At 64.5% G+C, this 17111-nt stretch carries 13 protein-coding genes (1 of these 13 only partly in view); 11 read left to right on the top strand and 2 right to left on the bottom strand.

All coding sequences use genetic code 11. From position 1 onward, the window contains the following. Window positions 1-7: 7 nt before the first annotated feature. Window positions 8-304 carry an antibiotic biosynthesis monooxygenase gene (locus A9K66_RS01480; protein WP_164757328.1) on the bottom strand — a complete coding sequence of 99 codons (297 nt, stop codon included), beginning with the start codon at window positions 302-304 and terminating at the stop codon, window positions 8-10. 217 nt (window positions 305-521) lie between these two features. Here A9K66_RS01480 and A9K66_RS01475 point away from each other — a divergent pair, with 217 nt between their 5' ends. From A9K66_RS01475 to A9K66_RS01425, 11 genes are all read left to right on the top strand, one after another. Next, window positions 522-1775, top strand: coding sequence for an aspartate kinase (locus tag A9K66_RS01475; protein WP_066990093.1), 1254 nt, complete (start codon window positions 522-524; stop codon window positions 1773-1775). A gap of 83 nt (window positions 1776-1858) precedes the next feature. After that, complete coding sequence (ptsP, locus tag A9K66_RS01470) at window positions 1859-4129, top strand: phosphoenolpyruvate--protein phosphotransferase (protein ID WP_066990090.1); 2271 nt, start codon at window positions 1859-1861, stop codon at window positions 4127-4129. Between the two features lie 139 nt (window positions 4130-4268). After that, entirely contained in the window at window positions 4269-5348 is a 1080-nt protein-coding gene (gene prfA / locus A9K66_RS01465; protein ID WP_067319055.1) for a peptide chain release factor 1, read from the top strand. Further along, window positions 5341-6210: a peptide chain release factor N(5)-glutamine methyltransferase gene (gene prmC / locus A9K66_RS01460; RefSeq protein ID WP_067319053.1), complete on the top strand. Its 870-nt coding sequence runs from the start codon at window positions 5341-5343 to the stop codon at window positions 6208-6210. The genes prfA and prmC overlap by 8 nt, the downstream gene beginning before the upstream one ends. 337 nt (window positions 6211-6547) lie before the next feature. Next, complete coding sequence (locus A9K66_RS01455; protein WP_082953662.1) at window positions 6548-7513, top strand: DUF4167 domain-containing protein; 966 nt, start codon at window positions 6548-6550, stop codon at window positions 7511-7513. A gap of 153 nt (window positions 7514-7666) precedes the next feature. Beyond that, window positions 7667-8032: a metalloregulator ArsR/SmtB family transcription factor gene (locus A9K66_RS01450; RefSeq protein WP_067319638.1), complete on the top strand. Its 366-nt coding sequence runs from the start codon at window positions 7667-7669 to the stop codon at window positions 8030-8032. Further along, complete coding sequence (locus A9K66_RS01445) at window positions 8010-8531, top strand: SRPBCC family protein (RefSeq protein ID WP_245307350.1); 522 nt, start codon at window positions 8010-8012, stop codon at window positions 8529-8531. The genes A9K66_RS01450 and A9K66_RS01445 overlap by 23 nt, the downstream gene beginning before the upstream one ends. A 255-nt stretch (window positions 8532-8786) precedes the next feature. Then, window positions 8787-11393, top strand: a complete 2607-nt coding sequence (gene clpB / locus A9K66_RS01440) for an ATP-dependent chaperone ClpB (protein WP_067319047.1) — start codon at window positions 8787-8789, stop codon at window positions 11391-11393. A 181-nt stretch (window positions 11394-11574) separates the two neighbouring features. Continuing rightward, complete coding sequence (locus A9K66_RS01435) at window positions 11575-11934, top strand: MmcQ/YjbR family DNA-binding protein (RefSeq protein ID WP_067319045.1); 360 nt, start codon at window positions 11575-11577, stop codon at window positions 11932-11934. 141 nt (window positions 11935-12075) lie between these two features. Next, the gene (locus tag A9K66_RS01430) at window positions 12076-13590 is read left to right on the top strand and encodes a L,D-transpeptidase family protein (RefSeq protein WP_067319043.1); all 1515 of its coding nucleotides are present in this window, start codon (window positions 12076-12078) and stop codon (window positions 13588-13590) included. A gap of 242 nt (window positions 13591-13832) precedes the next feature. After that, on the top strand, window positions 13833-15389 hold the full coding sequence (locus tag A9K66_RS01425) for an MFS transporter (RefSeq protein WP_067319041.1): 1557 nt from the start codon (window positions 13833-13835) through the stop codon (window positions 15387-15389). Here A9K66_RS01425 and A9K66_RS01420 read toward each other — a convergent pair. Continuing rightward, a protein-coding gene (locus A9K66_RS01420) for a M23 family metallopeptidase (protein WP_067319637.1) crosses the window boundary here: on the bottom strand, window positions 15386-17111 show its 3' portion. 254 nt of this gene lie beyond the right edge of the window; the window shows 1726 of its 1980 coding nt (coding positions 255-1980); the start codon falls outside the window, past its right edge — the gene reads right to left on this strand; it ends in the stop codon at window positions 15386-15388. The two genes, A9K66_RS01425 and A9K66_RS01420, sit on opposite strands and share 4 nt — an antisense overlap.

Below are 17111 nucleotides of genomic sequence, written 5' to 3'. Positions count from 1 at the left end.
GTCGAGCCTAGGCCGACAGCGCGACCGCGGCATGACTCATGGCGACGCTGGCCGGCTCGATCGCCCGCATGGCCTCGCAATCGCCGATCTCGGCCATGATGCGCTGTGCCGCCGCCTGGGCCTGCTCGAGGCTCTGCCAGCGCACGACGTCGACCCAGCTTCCGTCGTCGCGCTCGCCGAGATGGCGGCTGAGAAAACCGGGCTGGTGCGCCAGCCAGTCGGTGACGACGCCATTTTGGGCAACAAAACCAGCCGCAGCATCCGGCTTGAGGCGGAAGGTCACGATCTCCAGCGTCTCGGTCATGAATTCCTCCATCCGATTTTCCAAGTTTATCGCATTGCGCGGCAGGAATCCGCCAGGAGACTTCAAAATCGCGCCAAGGCCGCTTCTCCTGCGCCCTCGCTTGCGAAGCCTTGCTGTTTTAGCTAAGGAGGCCGCGCATTTCCGCGGCTCGGCTGGTCCGGGCGCATTTTCCGTTTTCCGGCCCCAAGCCGGCTTTAGTCAAAGGCATCTCGCTTCCATGGCGCGCATTGTGATGAAATTCGGCGGAACTTCGGTCGCCGACATCGCCCGCATCCGCAATGTGGCGCGCCATGTCAAACGCGAGGTCGATGCCGGCCATGAGGTCGCCGTGGTGGTTTCGGCCATGGCCGGCAAGACCAACGAGCTGGTCGGCTGGACGCGCGAGGCCTCGCCCATGCACGACGCGCGCGAATATGACGCCGTTGTCGCCTCCGGTGAGCAGGTCACGGCCGGCCTGTTGGCGATAACCCTGCAGAACATGGGTGTCCATGCCCGTTCCTGGCAGGGCTGGCAGATCCCGATCAAGACCGACAACGCCCATGGCGCGGCGCGCATCCTCGACATCGACGGCGCGTTCCTGATCAAGCGCTTCGGCGAGAGCCAGGTGGCGGTCATCGCCGGTTTCCAGGGCATCGGCCCGGACAACCGCATCTCGACCCTCGGCCGCGGCGGCTCCGACACCAGCGCCGTGGCGATCGCGGCAGCGGTCAAGGCCGACCGTTGCGACATCTACACCGATGTCGACGGCGTCTACACGACTGATCCGCGCATCGAGCCGAAAGCCCGGCGGTTGGCCAAGATTTCGTTCGAGGAAATGCTCGAAATGGCCTCGCTCGGCGCCAAGGTGCTGCAGGTGCGGTCGGTGGAGCTTGCCATGGTGCACAGGGTGCGTACCTTTGTGCGGTCGTCCTTCGACGATCCCGACGCGCCCGGAATGGGGGATTTGCTCAATCCGCCCGGAACGCTTATTTGCGACGAGGAAGAGATCGTGGAACAGCAGGTCGTCACCGGAATTGCCTATGCCAAGGACGAAGCGCAGATCTCGCTGCGCCGCGTCGGCGACCGCCCAGGCGTCGCCGCCGGCATCTTTGGCCCGCTGGCCGAGGCCAACATCAATGTCGATATGATCGTCCAGAACATCTCCGAGGACGGCAAATTCACCGACATGACCTTCACGGTACCGTCGGGCGACATCGACAAGGCGCTGGCAGTGCTCGAGCGGCTGAAGGCCGATGTTGGCTACGACGTCGTGCAGTCGGAAGCCGGCATGTCGAAGGTCTCGGTCATCGGTATCGGCATGCGAAGCCATGCCGGCGTCGCGGCCACCGCCTTCAAGGCGCTGGCCGATAAAGCGATCAATATCCGGGCGATCACCACCTCCGAGATCAAAATCTCGATACTGATCGACGGTCCCTATACGGAACTTGCAGTTCGTACTTTGCATTCCGTCTACGGGCTCGATAAGCAATAGCAAGAACTGAGTCCGTTATTGCGTGAGCGCCCGCCGTGGCGGAAGCTACGGCGGGCAACGTGCCCATTGGAGAAGAAGCCGCGATGCGTGACATGGCCGGTGGCCCGCGCGTTCTGCTGAGACGGCTCCGCGAGCTCATGCAGGAGCCGCTGGAGCCGCAGGAGCGGCTCGACCGTATCGTGCGCGACATCGCCTCCAACATGGTCGCCGAGGTATGCTCGCTCTATGTGCTGCGCGCCGATTCGGTGCTGGAGCTCTACGCCACCGAAGGTCTGAACCCCACCGCCGTCCATTTGGCGCAGTTGAGGCTCGGGCAAGGCCTGGTCGGCACCATCGCCGCCAGCGCGCGGCCGCTCAATCTCTCCAACGCGCAGGAGCATCCGGCCTTCGCCTACCTGCCGGAGACGGGCGAAGAGATCTACAATTCCTTCCTCGGCGTGCCGGTGCTGCGGGCAGGGCGCACGCTGGGCGTCCTGGTGGTGCAGAACAAGACCATGCGCCACTATCGCGACGACGAGGTCGAGGCGCTGGAAACGACGGCGATGGTGATCGCCGAGATGGTCGCCACCGGCGATCTTGCCCGCCTCACCCGGCCGGGGCTCGAACTTGACCTGCGCCGTCCGGCAAGCTTCACCGGTCTTGCCTTCAACGAAGGCGTCGGGCTTGGCCATGTCGTGCTGCACGAGCCGCGCATCGTCGTCACCAATCTGTTCAACGAGGACAGCGAGGAGGAGGTGCGTCGCCTCGACCGCTCGCTCGGCTCGCTGAGGCTGTCGATCGACGACATGCTCGAGCGCCGGGACGTCGCTTTCGAGGGTGAGCATCGAGAGGTGCTCGAGGCGTATCGCATGTTCGCCAACGACCGCGGCTGGGTGCGCCGGCTGGAAGAGGCGATCCGCAACGGCCTGACTGCGGAAGCGGCCGTCGAGAAGGTGCAGAGCGACATGCGCGCACGCATGCTGCACATGACGGACCCCTATCTGCGCGAGCGCATGAGCGACTTCGACGATCTCGCCAACCGGCTCTTGCGCCAGCTGATGGGGCGCGGTCCGGAGGATGTCGCGGCCTCGCTGCCAAAGGATGCCATCATCGTCGCCCGCTCGATGGGTGCGGCCGAACTGCTCGACTATCCGAGGGACAAGCTGCGCGGCCTGGTGCTGGAGGACGGCGCCGCCACCAGCCATGTCGTCATCGTCGCGCGCGCCATGGGCATTCCGGTCGCAGGCCAGGTCAAGGGCGCCGTCTCCATGGCGGAAAACGGCGATGCCATCATCGTCGACGGCGAGGAAGGCACCATTCACCTGCGGCCGCAGTCCGACCTCGAGGCCGCCTATGCCGAAAAGGTCCGCTTCCGAGCTCGGCGGCAGGAAATCTATCGCGAACTGCGCAAGAAGCCGTCGCTGACCAAGGACGGCGTCCCCGTCGATCTCCTGATGAATGCCGGCCTTGCCGTCGACCTGCCGCAGCTTTCAGAATCGGGAGCGGCCGGCATCGGCCTGTTCCGCACCGAATTGCAGTTCATGGTGGCCTCGACCTTTCCGCGCGCCGAGGCGCAGGAGCGGCTCTATCGCGATGTACTCGAGGCGGCTCGCGGCAAGCCGGTCACCTTCCGTACCATCGACATCGGCGGCGACAAGGTGCTGCCCTATTTCAAGGGCGCGGTGCAAGAGGAAAACCCGGCACTCGGCTGGCGGGCGATCCGCCTCACTCTCGACCGCCCCGGCCTCCTCAGGACACAGATCCGCGCGCTGCTCAAGGCTTGTGGCGGGCGTGAGCTGAAGCTGATGCTGCCAATGGTGACGGAACTGTCGGAAATCGCGCAGGCGCGCGAGATCATCGACCGCGAAGTCCGGCACCTGTCGCGTTTTGCGCATCATTTGCCGACGAGCCTCAAGCTCGGCGCGATGCTGGAGGTGCCGTCGCTGCTGTTCCAGCTCGACGAGTTGATGAAGGCGGTCGACTTCGTCTCGGTCGGCTCCAACGACCTCTTCCAGTTCGTCATGGCGGTGGACCGCGGCAACACGCAGCTTGCCGACCGTTTCGACACGCTGTCGGCGCCGTTCCTGCGCGTGCTGAAGCAGATCGCCGACGCCGGCGCGCGCAACCATACGCCGGTGACGCTGTGCGGCGAGTTGGCGGGCAAGCCGATCTCGGCGATGGCGCTGATCGGCGTCGGCTTCCGCTCGATCTCGATGTCGCCGGCCTCGATCGGCCCGGTCAAGGCGATGCTGACCGAATTGCCGCTGCAGGAGCTGGAAGCCTTCTTCAACGACAATCTGATGGCCCCCGTCCAAGGGACGCCAATGCGGGCGCTGCTGCAAGCCTTTGCCGACGACCGCTCCATTCCGCTCTAGATTCACGTGAGGGCGGTCTGCAAATGTCGATTTTCTGCGCTTCCGGTGCTCATGGACCTAAATGTACATTCCGCTCCGGTTCTCGAAATTCGCCAGTTTCGACTCGTCCTGATGTGAATTCCATCGAAGTCCCGAGCCCATGATCAACTTGCCCCGCGACCGCATGGACCAAGTCGTCAAGCGTTTCGACATGCTCGAAGCGCAGATGTCGGCAGGGCCGACGGCCGATGCCTACGTCAAAATGGCTTCCGAATATGCCGATATCCAGGAGATGGTGGGCAAGATCCGGGCGCTGCGCGCCACCGAGCAGGAACAGGCCGACCTCGAAGCGATGCTCGCCGACAAGAACATCGACGCCGAGATGCGGGCGCTGGCCGAGGCCGACCTGCCGGAGGTTAAGGAGCGCATCGAGGTGCTGCAGAAGGATATCCAGATTCTGCTCCTCCCCAAGGATGCCGCCGACGACAGGAACGCCATCCTCGAAATCCGCGCCGGCACCGGCGGCGACGAGGCGGCCCTGTTCGCCGGCGATCTGTTTCGCATGTATGAGCGCTACGCCGCCTCGCGCGGCTGGCGTTTCGAGGTCGTTTCGGCGAGCGAAGGCGAAGTCGGCGGCTACAAGGAAATCATCGCCTCGGTGTCGGGCAAGGGCGTGTTCGCGCAGCTGAAATTCGAATCCGGCGTGCATCGCGTGCAGCGCGTGCCGGAAACCGAGGCCGGCGGGCGGATCCATACCTCGGCGGCGACGGTCGCCGTACTGCCCGAGGCCGAGGAGGTCGATATCGATATCCGGGCAGAGGACATCCGCATCGACACGATGCGCGCGTCCGGCTCCGGCGGGCAGCACGTCAACACCACCGATTCGGCGGTGCGCATCACGCATCTGCCGACGGGCATCATGGTGGTGCAGGCGGAAAAGTCGCAGCACCAGAACCGGGCGCGGGCCATGCAGATTTTACGGGCGCGGCTCTATGACCTGGAACGCAGCCGCGCGGACGAGGAGCGCTCGTCGTCGCGAAAATCGCAGGTCGGCTCGGGCGATCGCTCGGAGCGCATCCGCACCTACAATTTCCCGCAGGGACGCGTCACCGACCACCGCATCAACCTCACCCTTTACAAGCTCGACCGGGTGATGATGGGCGAGCTCGACGAGGTGATCGACGCGCTGATCGCCGACCATCAGTCGAAGCTGCTCGCTGACATGGGTATTGATGGCTGATCCTTTGCCCTCGGCACTTCGACCGCTGCTGCACGCGGCGAGGGAGCGGCTCGCTGCCGCCGGCATTGCCGATCCGGCGCTCGATTCCAGGCTGATCGTCGAGCATTTTTCCGAAACCACGCGCACCCAGGCTATCGCGGAGCCGGGCCGAACGGTGGATTCTGCGGCTCTTGCGGCAATCGAGGCGGCCCTGAGGCGTCGCGTCGCAGGTGAGCCGGTGCATCGCATTCTCGGCTATCGCGAGTTCTATGGGCTGCGGCTGTCGCTGTCGCCGGACACGCTGGAGCCGCGCCCCGATACCGAGACGCTGGTCGACGCGATCCTGCCCTTCGCCAAGTCGACGGCCGAAAGGCTTGGCCAGTGCCGTATCCTCGATCTCGGCACCGGAACCGGCGCAATCGCGCTGGCGCTGCTCAGCGCGATTCCGGCGGCGACCGCGACCGGCGTCGATATTTCACCCGGCGCGCTGGCGACCGCTACGCGAAACGCCGCGGATCTGGGGCTCGGCGGGCGCTTCAAGGCCTTGCATTCCAACTGGTTCGAAAAAGTTTCGGGCCGATACCATTTAATTGCCGCGAATCCACCCTATATACCCAGTCGAGACATTGGAAATCTGCAGGACGAGGTCCGCGATTTCGATCCACGCCAGGCCCTCGATGGCGGTGTGGACGGGCTGATCCCCTATAGGATCATCGCCGGAGAGGCGGAAGGATTTCTGGAAGCGCAGGGCAAGGTAGCGGTCGAGATCGGCCATACGCAGCAAAGCGAGGTGACCGCAATCTTCGCGGCAGCCGGCTACAGGCTGTCGGAGGCGCGACGCGATCTTGGCGGAAACGACAGGGTTCTGGTGTTTGAGCGTTGAAAGCCCTGATGCAGTGCGAAAAAACGCTTGGCAATATTAGGGAATGCAGCTAGGTTCCGGCTTAACCGGATGAGACGAAGCAGGCAGTGCTCTTAGCGATTCGGTTTTCCTTGGAAATAGCTGCCTCCTTGCGCAAACGACGCCCATGCTTCGTGCGGGAATCGTCCGGCAAGTGATGTAACCGGAACAGGATGGCACGTGGCGCCAACGCAATCGATGCGGGCGAACGCCGGTGAAAAAACGAAACGGTCGGCTGCATGAGCGCCACCGTTCGCGACGAGTTTTAGAAAATTCACATGAAGAGAGTCGAATGAGGCCACAACAGCAGAACAGGCGCATGCGCGGTCGCAACAACAATGGCGGCGGTGGCAACAACAACCGCAAGGGGCCCAATCCCCTGACGCGCAACTATGAGAGCAACGGTCCGGACGTGAAGATCCGCGGATCGGCTCAGCAGATCGCCGAAAAATATGCCGCACTCGCCCGTGACGCGCAAAGCTCCGGCGACCGGGTGATGGCGGAGAACTATCTCCAGCACGCCGAGCACTACAATCGCATCATCGCGGCCGCGCAGGCGCAGATGCCCATCCAGAACGCCCAGCAGAACCGCGACGACTTCGATGACGACGTCGATGAGGATCGCGACGAGTTCGACACGGTCGGCAACGCAAATGCCGGCGAGTCGCAGGCCGCCGCGAACGGTTCCGGGCCGCAGCCGGTGATCGAAGGCACGCCGGCGGAACTCGCCTACAACCAGGAAAACGGCCGCGACAACAACCGGCGCGACAATAATGGTCGTGACAGGCACCGCGACCGCCGCAATGGCGGCTATGGCCAGTACGGTCAGAATGGTCAGCGCGGCGACAATGGTCAGCGAGAGCGCAGCGAACATGGCGGCCAGCAGATCGATCAGAGCCGCCGCAATGAGGCGCAGGCCAAGCCGGAGGGCTCCGCCGAAGACGGCGTTGCGGCCGAGCAGGCTCCGCTGTTCGACAGCTTCTCGCCTGCGGGCCTTGCTGCCCAGGCCGAGCGCAACGAAGCCGGCACGGACAATGGCGGTGGGCGTCGGCAGAGACGTCCACGTCGCGGTCGCGGCAATGCCGAGCAGGGCCATAGCGCCGAGCAGGGCAATGGCGATGAAAGCAATGCCGGCCGGGCGGACAGCGCCGCCGATGGCGGCAACGTCGCGGACAGCGGCAGCGCGACTGCCGCCAAAGAGGCAAATGCAGCGCCGAGCGAGAACGGCGCCGGTGAGCCGGCAGGCGGCGCCGGCGAGCCGGCAGTCGCCGACGCAGATAGCTGACCGCAGGTCTATTTCCAGGCAATTCGAACGGCGGAGAGGTTTCTCCGCCGTTTCTCGTTGTGCGTGCCTAAAGCACGTCGCCTGAATCCGTTTCAGCGCGACGCGCTTTCGTTTCCTTGCATGGCGGTAATTTGTGCGCTAATACTGAACCATATGGTTCAGTATATCAAGACCCGCCTCGATGCTTCATTCGCCGCGCTCTCGGATGCCACCCGACGCGGCGTGCTGGAGCAGCTCGGCCGTGCGGACGCTTCGATCACGGAACTGGCCGAGCAGTTCCACATGACCCTTACGGGCATGAAGAAACACGTCGGTGTCTTGGAGCAAGCGGGGCTCGTCAGCACGGAAAAGGTCGGGCGTGTGCGGACCTGCAAGCTCGGCCTGCGCGGGCTGGAGCAAGAGGCGGCATGGATCGAGAGGTACAGCCAGCTCTGGGACGCACGCTTCGACGGGTTGGACAAGGTGGTCGAGGAACTGAAACGAAAGGAGAAGGTCGATGGACGCAAGCAAAGCGAGTGAGGCCACACCGATGCAGAACCGCACGACTGTGGAACGGACGTCGGACCGCGAGCTCGTCGTCACGCGAACCTTCAACGCTCCGGCGCGCATCGTGTTCGAGGCGTGGACCAAGCCTGAGCTGTTCAAGCAGTGGTGGGCGCCGAAGTCGATGGGAATGGTGCTGCGTTCCTGCGAGATGGATGTCCGTGTCGGGGGCAGGTACCGTTTGGCGTTCGGCCACGATGGCTCAAACCTTGACGAGTTCTTCGGCAGGTACATCGAAGTGACACCGCAGTCGCGCCTCGTCTGGACCAATGAGGAAGGCGGTGAGGGTGGACCCGTCACGACGGTGACCTTCGAGGAAAAAGGTGGCAAGACGCTGCTGGTCCTGCACGAGCTCTATCCCTCGAAGGAGGCTCTCGACGCTGCCGGCACCGGTGCGGCGGAGGCGATGGGCGAGACGTTCGGGCAACTGGACGAGCTTCTCGTCACCCTGGGCGCGAGCGGTGGACGATCATGAAGCCGTCGATGTCGCGCGTCACGCAGCCGCAGCATTTAAGCCCTTGTTTTAATGCCTAATATTCGCCCAAAACCGCTGCGCGCTTCGGGCGACCAGGCCCTAGAATATTCTGCGCTGACCGAGATCAGGGCGTCTTGAGAGACCTGAGCTGATACACCATATCTCGGCTGAACAGGACTCGGCTCGAATGAGCGGGTCCGTCACCGCAATCTGATCCGGTGCCGCAAAGCGGGCCGGTGATGGAAGGAGACATACATGAATACGGAGAAATATTCCGAGCGCGTGCGCGGTTTCATCCAGTCCGCGCAGACCATGGCGCTCTCGCGCAACCACCAGCAATTCACTCCCGAACATATGCTCAAGGTGCTCGTCGATGATGACGAGGGCCTTGCCGCGTCTCTGATCGAGCGCGCCGGCGGCAGCATTCGCGACGTGAAGCTCGGCGTCGAGGCGGCGTTGGAGGCTATGCCCAAGGTCGAAGGCGGCAACGGCCAGCTCTATCTCGCCCAGCCGCTTGCCAAGGTGTTTTCGACCGCAGAGGAACTGGCCAAGAAGGCCGGCGACAGCTTCGTTACCGTGGAGCGGCTGCTGCAGGCGCTCGCCATGGAGAAGTCGGCGAAGACCGCCGACATCCTGGCCAAGGCCGGTGTCACCGCGCAGGCGCTGAACCAGGTTATCAACGATGTCCGCAAGGGCCGCACCGCCGATTCGGCCAGTGCCGAGCAGGGCTACGACGCGCTGAAGAAATACGCCCGCGACCTGACCGCGGATGCGCGGGCGGGCAAGCTCGACCCGGTCATCGGCCGCGACGACGAGATCCGCCGCACCATCCAGGTGCTGTCGCGCCGCACCAAGAACAATCCCGTGCTGATCGGCGAGCCCGGCGTCGGCAAGACGGCGATCGCCGAAGGCCTGGCGCTGCGCATCGTCAATGGCGACGTGCCGGAATCGCTGAAGGACAAGCGGCTGATGGCGCTCGACATGGGCGCGCTGATTGCCGGCGCCAAGTATCGCGGCGAGTTCGAGGAGCGGCTGAAGGCCGTGCTGTCGGAAGTCACTTCCGCCGCAGGCGGCATCATTCTGTTCATCGACGAGATGCACACACTGGTCGGTGCCGGCAAGGCCGATGGCGCGATGGACGCCTCGAACCTTTTGAAGCCTGCGCTGGCGCGCGGCGAGCTGCACTGCGTCGGTGCGACTACGCTCGACGAATACCGCAAGCATGTCGAGAAGGACGCGGCGCTCGCCCGCCGCTTCCAGCCCGTTTTCGTCGACGAGCCGACGGTCGAGGACACTGTCTCGATCCTGCGCGGCTTGAAGGAGAAATACGAGCAGCACCACAAGGTGCGCATCTCCGATTCGGCGCTGGTTTCGGCCGCGACGCTTTCCAACCGCTACATCGCTGACCGTTTCCTGCCGGACAAGGCGATCGACCTGGTGGACGAAGCCGCATCGCGGTTGAGGATGCAGGTCGATTCCAAGCCCGAGGCGCTGGATGAGATCGACCGCCGCATCATGCAGCTCAAGATCGAACGCGAGGCGCTGAAGGTCGAGAAGGATGACGCCTCTAAGGACCGGCTGACCAAGCTGGAGAAGGATCTGGCCGACCTCGAGGAGCAGTCGACCGAGCTGACCGCCAAGTGGCAGGCCGAAAAGCACAAGCTCGGCCTTGCCGCCGACCTGAAGAAGCAGCTCGACGAGATGCGCAACGAGCTGGCGATTGCCCAGCGCAAGGGCGAGTTCCAGCGCGCCGGCGAGCTTGCCTACGGCAAGATCCCGGAGCTGGAGAAGAAGCTCAAGGAAGCCGAAGCCCAGGACGGTAAGGCCGGCATGGTGGAAGAGGTGGTCACGCCTGACCACGTCGCCCATGTCGTGTCACGCTGGACCGGCATTCCGGTCGACAAGATGCTTGAGGGACAGCGCGAGAAGCTGTTGCGTATGGAGGACGAGATCGGCAAGCGCGTCGTCGGCCAGGGCGAGGCGGTGCAGGCGGTCTCCAAGGCCGTGCGGCGCGCCCGTGCGGGTCTGCAGGATCCGAACCGGCCGATCGGCTCGTTCATGTTCCTGGGTCCGACCGGCGTCGGCAAGACGGAGCTCACCAAGGCGCTCGCCGCCTTCCTGTTTGACGACGAGAGCGCCATGGTGCGCATCGACATGTCGGAGTTCATGGAGAAGCACTCGGTCGCCCGGCTGATCGGCGCGCCTCCCGGCTATGTCGGCTATGAGGAGGGCGGCGCGCTCACCGAAGCGGTGCGGCGCCGGCCCTACCAGGTCGTGCTGTTCGACGAGATCGAGAAGGCGCATCCGGACGTGTTCAACGTGCTGCTCCAGGTGCTCGACGACGGCCGGTTGACCGACGGTCAGGGCCGCACGGTCGACTTCCGCAACACGCTGATCATCATGACGTCGAATCTCGGCGCCGAATATCTGGTCAATCTCCGCGACGACCAGGACGTCGATGCCGTGCGCGACGAGGTGATGGGCGTGGTGAGAGCCTCGTTCCGTCCGGAGTTCCTCAACCGCGTCGACGAGGTGATCCTGTTCCACCGGCTGCGCCGCCAGGATATGGACCGCATCGTCGAGATTCAGCTCAAGCGGCTGGAGAACCTGCTTGTCGATCGCAAGATCACGCTGTCGCTCGATCACGATGCGATCGAGTGGCTGGCCGGCAAGGGCTACGATCCGGCCTATGGCGCCAGGCCGCTGAAGCGGGTGATGCAGAAGGAACTGCAGGATCCGCTGGCGGAGAAGATCCTGCTCGGCGAAATCCTCGACGGCTCGACCGTCAAGGTCACCGCCGGTTCCGATCGCCTGAACTTCCGTTCGAAGCCGACGGTGGTGGCGGCTGAAGCCGCCGCCTGAGTCGAGCCGGGGCATGTGACCGGAGCAATTCCAGGAAAAGCGCTTGGCGGTTTTCCGTCCGAATTGCGCAAACAAGGATACGAGGAGCGCGTCGCATCCGGCAGGGGCGGCGCGCTCTTGCTTTTCCACAGCGCCCTGCTGCAGAACCGGGCTTGATTGCGGTTCCCGGAGGCCGATTCCAATGAAGCTCGAGGACTATAACGGCTTCTGCGCCACGCTGCCCGCCACGACCCATGTCGTGCAGTGGGGCGGGGCTCACGTCTGGAAGGTCGCCGGCAAGGTGTTCGCGATCGGCGGCCATGACCGGGAAGGCGAGGTCTTCGTTACCTTCAAATGCTCCGACATGGCCTTTGACGTGCTGAAGGAACAGCCGGGCTGTCGGCCCGCGCCCTATCTCGCGTCGCGCGGCATGAAATGGATCCAGCGCCAGACAAGCCAAAGCGTGGATGATGCCGCGCTGAAGGACTACCTGCGCGAAAGCCACCGCCTGGTCGTGCTGAAGCTGACGAAACTGGCGCGCAGCGAATTGGGGCTGCACTGACATTCGGTTGGGGACCATGGTGAAACGCCGGAAATCCGCCATCTTCATGCCCGGTTCATATTGGAACCTTAGTTTTGGTAACTGGTTTGCTGGCGAAGGGTTCGCCCAGCAAGACCGAGCCGACCGGAGAGCCTGACCCACATGCTGCGCACGATCTTTTCCCTTTCGGCACTCGCGGCCGGGCTGGCGGCTTCCGGCGCGCTCGCAGCGCCGAGTCTGGAAGGCGCGCAGAAGACGGTTCGGTCCGCTCAGCACGGCGCGCTCCTGCTCGCCCAGGACGGCAATATCGACATCTACTACGATGCCAGGGGCAACCGGGTGCTTGTCGATGCCGATACCGGAAAGGTGATCGCCATCCAGCCGCCGCAGACCCGGCTCGATCGCCGGGCGCTGCGCCGTCAGCTGCGGATGCAGGAGCTCGGGCGTGCGCCCGTCGAGGACGACGACCGTTATTATCTCGACGATCCCGACGACATGGCCCGCTTCCGCCGCAGGCAGCTGGACGAGAACGGCCGGTATATCCCGCCGCCGGTCGACGACTACGATTCCAACAGCGGCAATTCCGTCGAGGCCTATCCGCCGGCGCCGAGCGACGAAGGGTATGCCACAACCTATCCGGAGGCGCCAAGGTCGGACACCATCAAGCGCGAGCCGCTGAACGAAGCATCGATCGAACCGCACCCTGGGCAGGGGGACGTGCTGCAAGTCAATCCGGAGACCCAGGCCGCGCTGCCGCCGGACACGGGCGGCAAGGCGACCGTCGATCCGTCGCTTTCGCTCGGCGTGCGCCAGGACGTGGCCGAACTCCAAGTGCTGCTCGACCGCGCCGGCGCCTCGCCGGGAGTCATCGACGGCCGCTTCGGCTCGAATGTCGACAAGGCCCTGGCCGCCTACAACCAGATCACCGGCAGCAATCTGAAATCGACCGACTCGGCCGCCATCAAGGCGGCGCTCGCCCAGTCGGGGGGCGACGCCTTCGCCTCCTACACGATCACGCCCGAGGACGTGGCCGGACCCTATGTCGCCTCGATTCCGGAAGATTACAGCCAGAAGGCCAAGCTCGACCGCATGGGTTACACCTCGGTCACCGAGGCGCTCGCCGAGCGCTTCCACATGGACGAAGGCTATCTGAAGTCGATCAACAAAGGCCTTGACTTCAACCGTCCCGGGACCATCGTCAAGGTCGCCAATTTCGGCCAGCTTGTGTCGACGCCGGTTGCCCGCATCGTCGCCGACAAGGACAAGAAGGAAGTTTTCGCTTATGACGCGGCCGGCAAGCTGGTCGCGGCCTATCCGGCCACCATCGGTTCGGCCGACACACCGTCGCCCACCGGCATCCACACCGTGTCGCGCATCGCGCTCGATCCCAATTACACCTATAATCCCAGCATCAATTTCAAGCAGGGCCAGAACGACAAGATCCTGACCATCCCGCCGGGGCCGAACGGTCCGGTCGGCTCGGTCTGGATCGCGCTGGACAAGCCGACCTACGGCATCCACGGCACGCCCGATCCTTCCAAGATCGGCAAGACCGAAAGCCACGGTTGCGTGCGCCTGACCAACTGGGATGCGCGAGAGCTCGCCAAGCTGGTGTCGCCTGGCGTGACGGTCGAGTTCGTCGGCGGGTCTTCAGTCGATGATTTTGCGCAGCAATGAGCCGCGCAGGGCGGTTGCATAGATCCGCTGCATCGCCAGGATGAACCCGCGCTGAGCAGCGGGTGATGAGGCATAGGCTGGCTCTTCCCCTTCTGGAATGACGGGCCGGAACCTACCACGCGACGGCTCGTTTGCATTTACGATGGCTACCTTCCTGGCCATGCCGTCAGACCAAACTGGTTTCAGAACTGCAATCTTCTGGCTCGTTGTTACCGATACGCCGGAGAGCTAAGCAGGTTTTCATGCCTTCCTCGAGTGAAGCCACAGCCGATTCGCTTTCGACCGCGACGCGCGCGAACGGCACCTTTTGCCCGCAGACGCAGCGCAAGTTCGTGCTGGTCGCGGCAATTCTGGCCTCGGCGCTCGGCTTCATCGACGGTTCGATCCTGGCGATCGCCATGCCGGCCTTGCGCGTCGATCTCGGCGCCAGCCTGGCGCAAGCGCAATGGATCTCCAACGCCTATGCGCTGACGCTTTCGGCGCTGATTCTGGCCGGTGGCGCCGCCGGCGACCGATTCGGCCTCAGGCGCGCATTCGTGACCGGCATAGCGGTCTTCATCGCGGCGTCGCTCGCCTGCGCGCTGGCGCCCAATCCGGCAATGCTGATCGTGTTCCGCGCCATCCAAGGCGTCGGCGCCGCCATCATGGTGCCGGGCAGCCTCGCCATCATCGCCAAGGCCTACCCCAAAAAGGAGCGTGGCCGGGCGATCGGCATCTGGGCCGCGGCCTCGGCGCTTACCACGGCGCTCGGGCCGGTGCTCGGCGGCTTCGTGCTATCGACTTTCGGCAACGGCGTCTGGCGCACGATCTTTGCCGTCAACCTGCCGCTCGGACTGGTTTCGATCTATCTGCTGCTCGCCAAGATACCGGCGGACCAGCCGACCGAAAAGCGCAGCCTCGACCTCGGGGGCGCCGCGCTCGCCACGCTCGCCTTCGGGGCGCTGGCCTATGGGCTGACGGCGATGAACGCCGAGGGCGGCGGGATAATGGCCGGGCCGGCGATCGTCGCCGGCGTCGTCCTGCTTTTCATTTTCATTCTCTATGAGCGCTGGCAGCGCGAGCCGATGATCGATCTCGGCCTGTTTCGCATCGGGGCCTTCGCCGGCGCCAATCTCGCGACCTTCTTCCTCTATTTCGCGCTGTCGGCGAACCTGTTCTACCTGCCCATGGTTCTGATCGCGGGCTGGGGCCTGAGTTCGGCCGAGGTCGGCTTCATCTTCCTGCCGCTGTCGGCATTGATCGCGCTGCTGTCGGGGCCGGTCGGCCAGTGGTCCGACAAGATCGGCCCGCGCCTGCCGATCGCCGCCGGCAGCTTGGTCGTCGCCATCGCCTTTGCCGGCATGGCCCTGCTCGCCCATGCCGGGATCCACAATTTCTGGACCGGGACCTTTCCGCTGATGGCGGTGATGGGGCTCGGCATGGCGCTCGTCGTGTCGCCGCTGTCGACGGCGATCATGACCTCCGTCGAGGACAAGGACACGGGCGCGGCATCCGGCATCAACAATGCCGTCTCGCGCATCGGCGGCCTGATCGCGGTGGCGGCGATGGGCTCGCTCGCGGCTTTCGTCTATGCGCGATCGACCGGCAGCCCTGCCGGCATGCCCGGTTTCGGCGAACCGCCGGCGTCCGGGCTCGCGGCCAATCTCGACGCGTTGAGGATTGCGGCAAGCGATTCGGCCTTTGCCGCGGTCGCCGCCGTCACGACGCTGCTTTGCCTGCTATCGTCGATCCTCGCCTGGCTCACCGTGCCCGGACAGGCGCTGCCCTGGCCACGGCAGACGGGCGATTCGCCGGATTAGTTGGGAAGCTGCGAATCGGTCTTGGCGCTGGCGACCTTCAGCGAATTTCCGTCTTCCTGCTTGAGCAGGTCGTCGATACGCTCGCGCTCGCGCTTGAAGGCAACGAGATCGTCGCCCTTCAGCACCTTGCCGACCGGCAGGCGGACGCGCATTGGGTCGACCTTGGTGCCGTTGACGATCAGCTCGTAGTGGAGGTGCGGGCCGGTGGCGAGGCCGGTCTGGCCGAGATAGCCGATGACCTGGCCCTGACGCACGCGCACGCCCGGCTCGATCCCTTTGGCGAAAGCGCTCTGGTGATTGTAGGAAGTTTCGTAGCCATTGGCGTGGCGGATGATGATCTGCTTGCCGTAGCCGCCGGCCCAGCCGACCTTTTCGACGACACCGTTACCGGCGGCGATGATCGGCGTGCCGATGGGCGCGGCCCAATCGACGCCGGTGTGCATGCGCACATATCCCAGAATCGGGTGCCGGCGCGCGCCGAAACCGGAGCGGAACTTGCCGGCGGGCAGCGGATTGCGCAGCAGGAATTGCTCGGCGCTCGACCCGTTCTCGTCGAAATAGTCGGTGCCGCCGTCCTGCATCTGGAAGCGGTAGAAATTGCGCGTCTGGCCGCCGAAGGTGGCTGAGACGTAGAGAAGCTCAGAACTGTCGGAGGTCTGGTCGTCGCCGTCGGGCTGCGAAAACAGGACCTCGAGACGGTCCGACGGCGAAAGCCGCGACTGGAAGTCGACGTCCGAGGCAAGAAGCTTGATCAGCTTCTGGGTCATCGATTTCGACATGCCGTAGGAATAGGCGGCTCGATAGATGCCGTCATAGACGTTGGGCAGATTGCCGCGCACCACCACCGGCTGCGAATCATCGAACGCCGTCAGCAACTCGGGATTGGGCTCCGGCTCCTGCGCCGGCACGAACTGTCCGCGATCGTCGAGCGCGATGGTCACGATATGCGTGGTGCGGTCGTAAACGCTGGTGCGGACCACCTTGGCAACGTCGCCTCGCACCTCCAGGCCGACGCGCAGCACCGTTCCGGCCTTGAGCGCCGTCGCGTTCAAGAGCTTGCCGATCGCTTCCGACATGCCGGTGGCGTCATCGCCGGTGTAGCCCGAATCAGCGAAGGCCTCGGTGATATCGGTGTCCTCGGTGAAAGGGATGATTTCCTCGGCGAAGGCCGGCGTCTGGTCGTCCGGCGTGGCGCGCGGCGCCACCGAGACGTTCTCCGGCGTGATCTTGACGTCGTAGGAACCCGCCATGCTCTCGGCGAAGGCGTCGCCGAAGCGCTGCGGGTCGACATAATGAAGCGCCGCAACCTGGACGGCGCCGTCGCTCAGGCCGTTGCCGGCTTCGCGCACTACCTTTTCCACCTCGTCGGCGGAGAGGTCGCTCTTTTCGTCAAAAGATGCCGTCTCGATCGGGAAGTCGAGCGTCTTCAGGCTCATCTCGCTTTCGACCTTGGCGCCATAGATCTGGCCGGCGACCGCCGTGGCGGAAGCCGGCTGAGCGTTGTCGTCGCCGTCGTCGCCGAAGACCTGCATCGGGTCGAATGGCGGGTAAGGACGGCTGGTGGTGTGGCCGGCCGCGAGCGCCATCTTGATCTGCACGAACGGCATGGTGTGGATGACGTCGCGGTCGCCGACCTTGGTGACCATCGACACTTCCATGCGCCGGCGGTCCTTGGCCCTGGCGATCTGGCGCGGCGCGACCAGCCTTGTCGTCTTGGCCTGC

The organism is Mesorhizobium sp. AA23 (genome assembly GCF_001672435.1).
GTDB lineage: Bacteria > Pseudomonadota > Alphaproteobacteria > Rhizobiales > Rhizobiaceae > Mesorhizobium.
Note: the sequence above shows the minus strand (reverse complement) of the source record. Positions and strands in the feature narration are given on the sequence as shown.

What these genes read in the sequence shown, in the direction of transcription:
- prfA (WP_067319055.1), top strand. Translation starts at nt 4,269, where the DNA reads ATGATCAACTTGCCCCGCGACCGCATGGACCAAGTCGTCAAGCGTTTC.
- prmC (WP_067319053.1), top strand. Translation starts at nt 5,341, where the DNA reads ATGGCTGATCCTTTGCCCTCGGCACTTCGACCGCTGCTGCACGCGGCG.
- A9K66_RS01435 (WP_067319045.1), top strand. Translation starts at nt 11,575, where the DNA reads ATGAAGCTCGAGGACTATAACGGCTTCTGCGCCACGCTGCCCGCCACG.
- A9K66_RS01430 (WP_067319043.1), top strand. Translation starts at nt 12,076, where the DNA reads ATGCTGCGCACGATCTTTTCCCTTTCGGCACTCGCGGCCGGGCTGGCG.
- ptsP (WP_066990090.1), top strand. Translation starts at nt 1,859, where the DNA reads ATGCGTGACATGGCCGGTGGCCCGCGCGTTCTGCTGAGACGGCTCCGC.
- A9K66_RS01480 (WP_164757328.1), bottom strand. Translation starts at nt 304, where the DNA reads ATGACCGAGACGCTGGAGATCGTGACCTTCCGCCTCAAGCCGGATGCT.
- A9K66_RS01425 (WP_067319041.1), top strand. Translation starts at nt 13,833, where the DNA reads ATGCCTTCCTCGAGTGAAGCCACAGCCGATTCGCTTTCGACCGCGACG.
- A9K66_RS01475 (WP_066990093.1), top strand. Translation starts at nt 522, where the DNA reads ATGGCGCGCATTGTGATGAAATTCGGCGGAACTTCGGTCGCCGACATC.
- clpB (WP_067319047.1), top strand. Translation starts at nt 8,787, where the DNA reads ATGAATACGGAGAAATATTCCGAGCGCGTGCGCGGTTTCATCCAGTCC.
- A9K66_RS01445 (WP_245307350.1), top strand. Translation starts at nt 8,010, where the DNA reads ATGGACGCAAGCAAAGCGAGTGAGGCCACACCGATGCAGAACCGCACG.
- A9K66_RS01455 (WP_082953662.1), top strand. Translation starts at nt 6,548, where the DNA reads ATGCGCGGTCGCAACAACAATGGCGGCGGTGGCAACAACAACCGCAAG.
- A9K66_RS01450 (WP_067319638.1), top strand. Translation starts at nt 7,667, where the DNA reads ATGGTTCAGTATATCAAGACCCGCCTCGATGCTTCATTCGCCGCGCTC.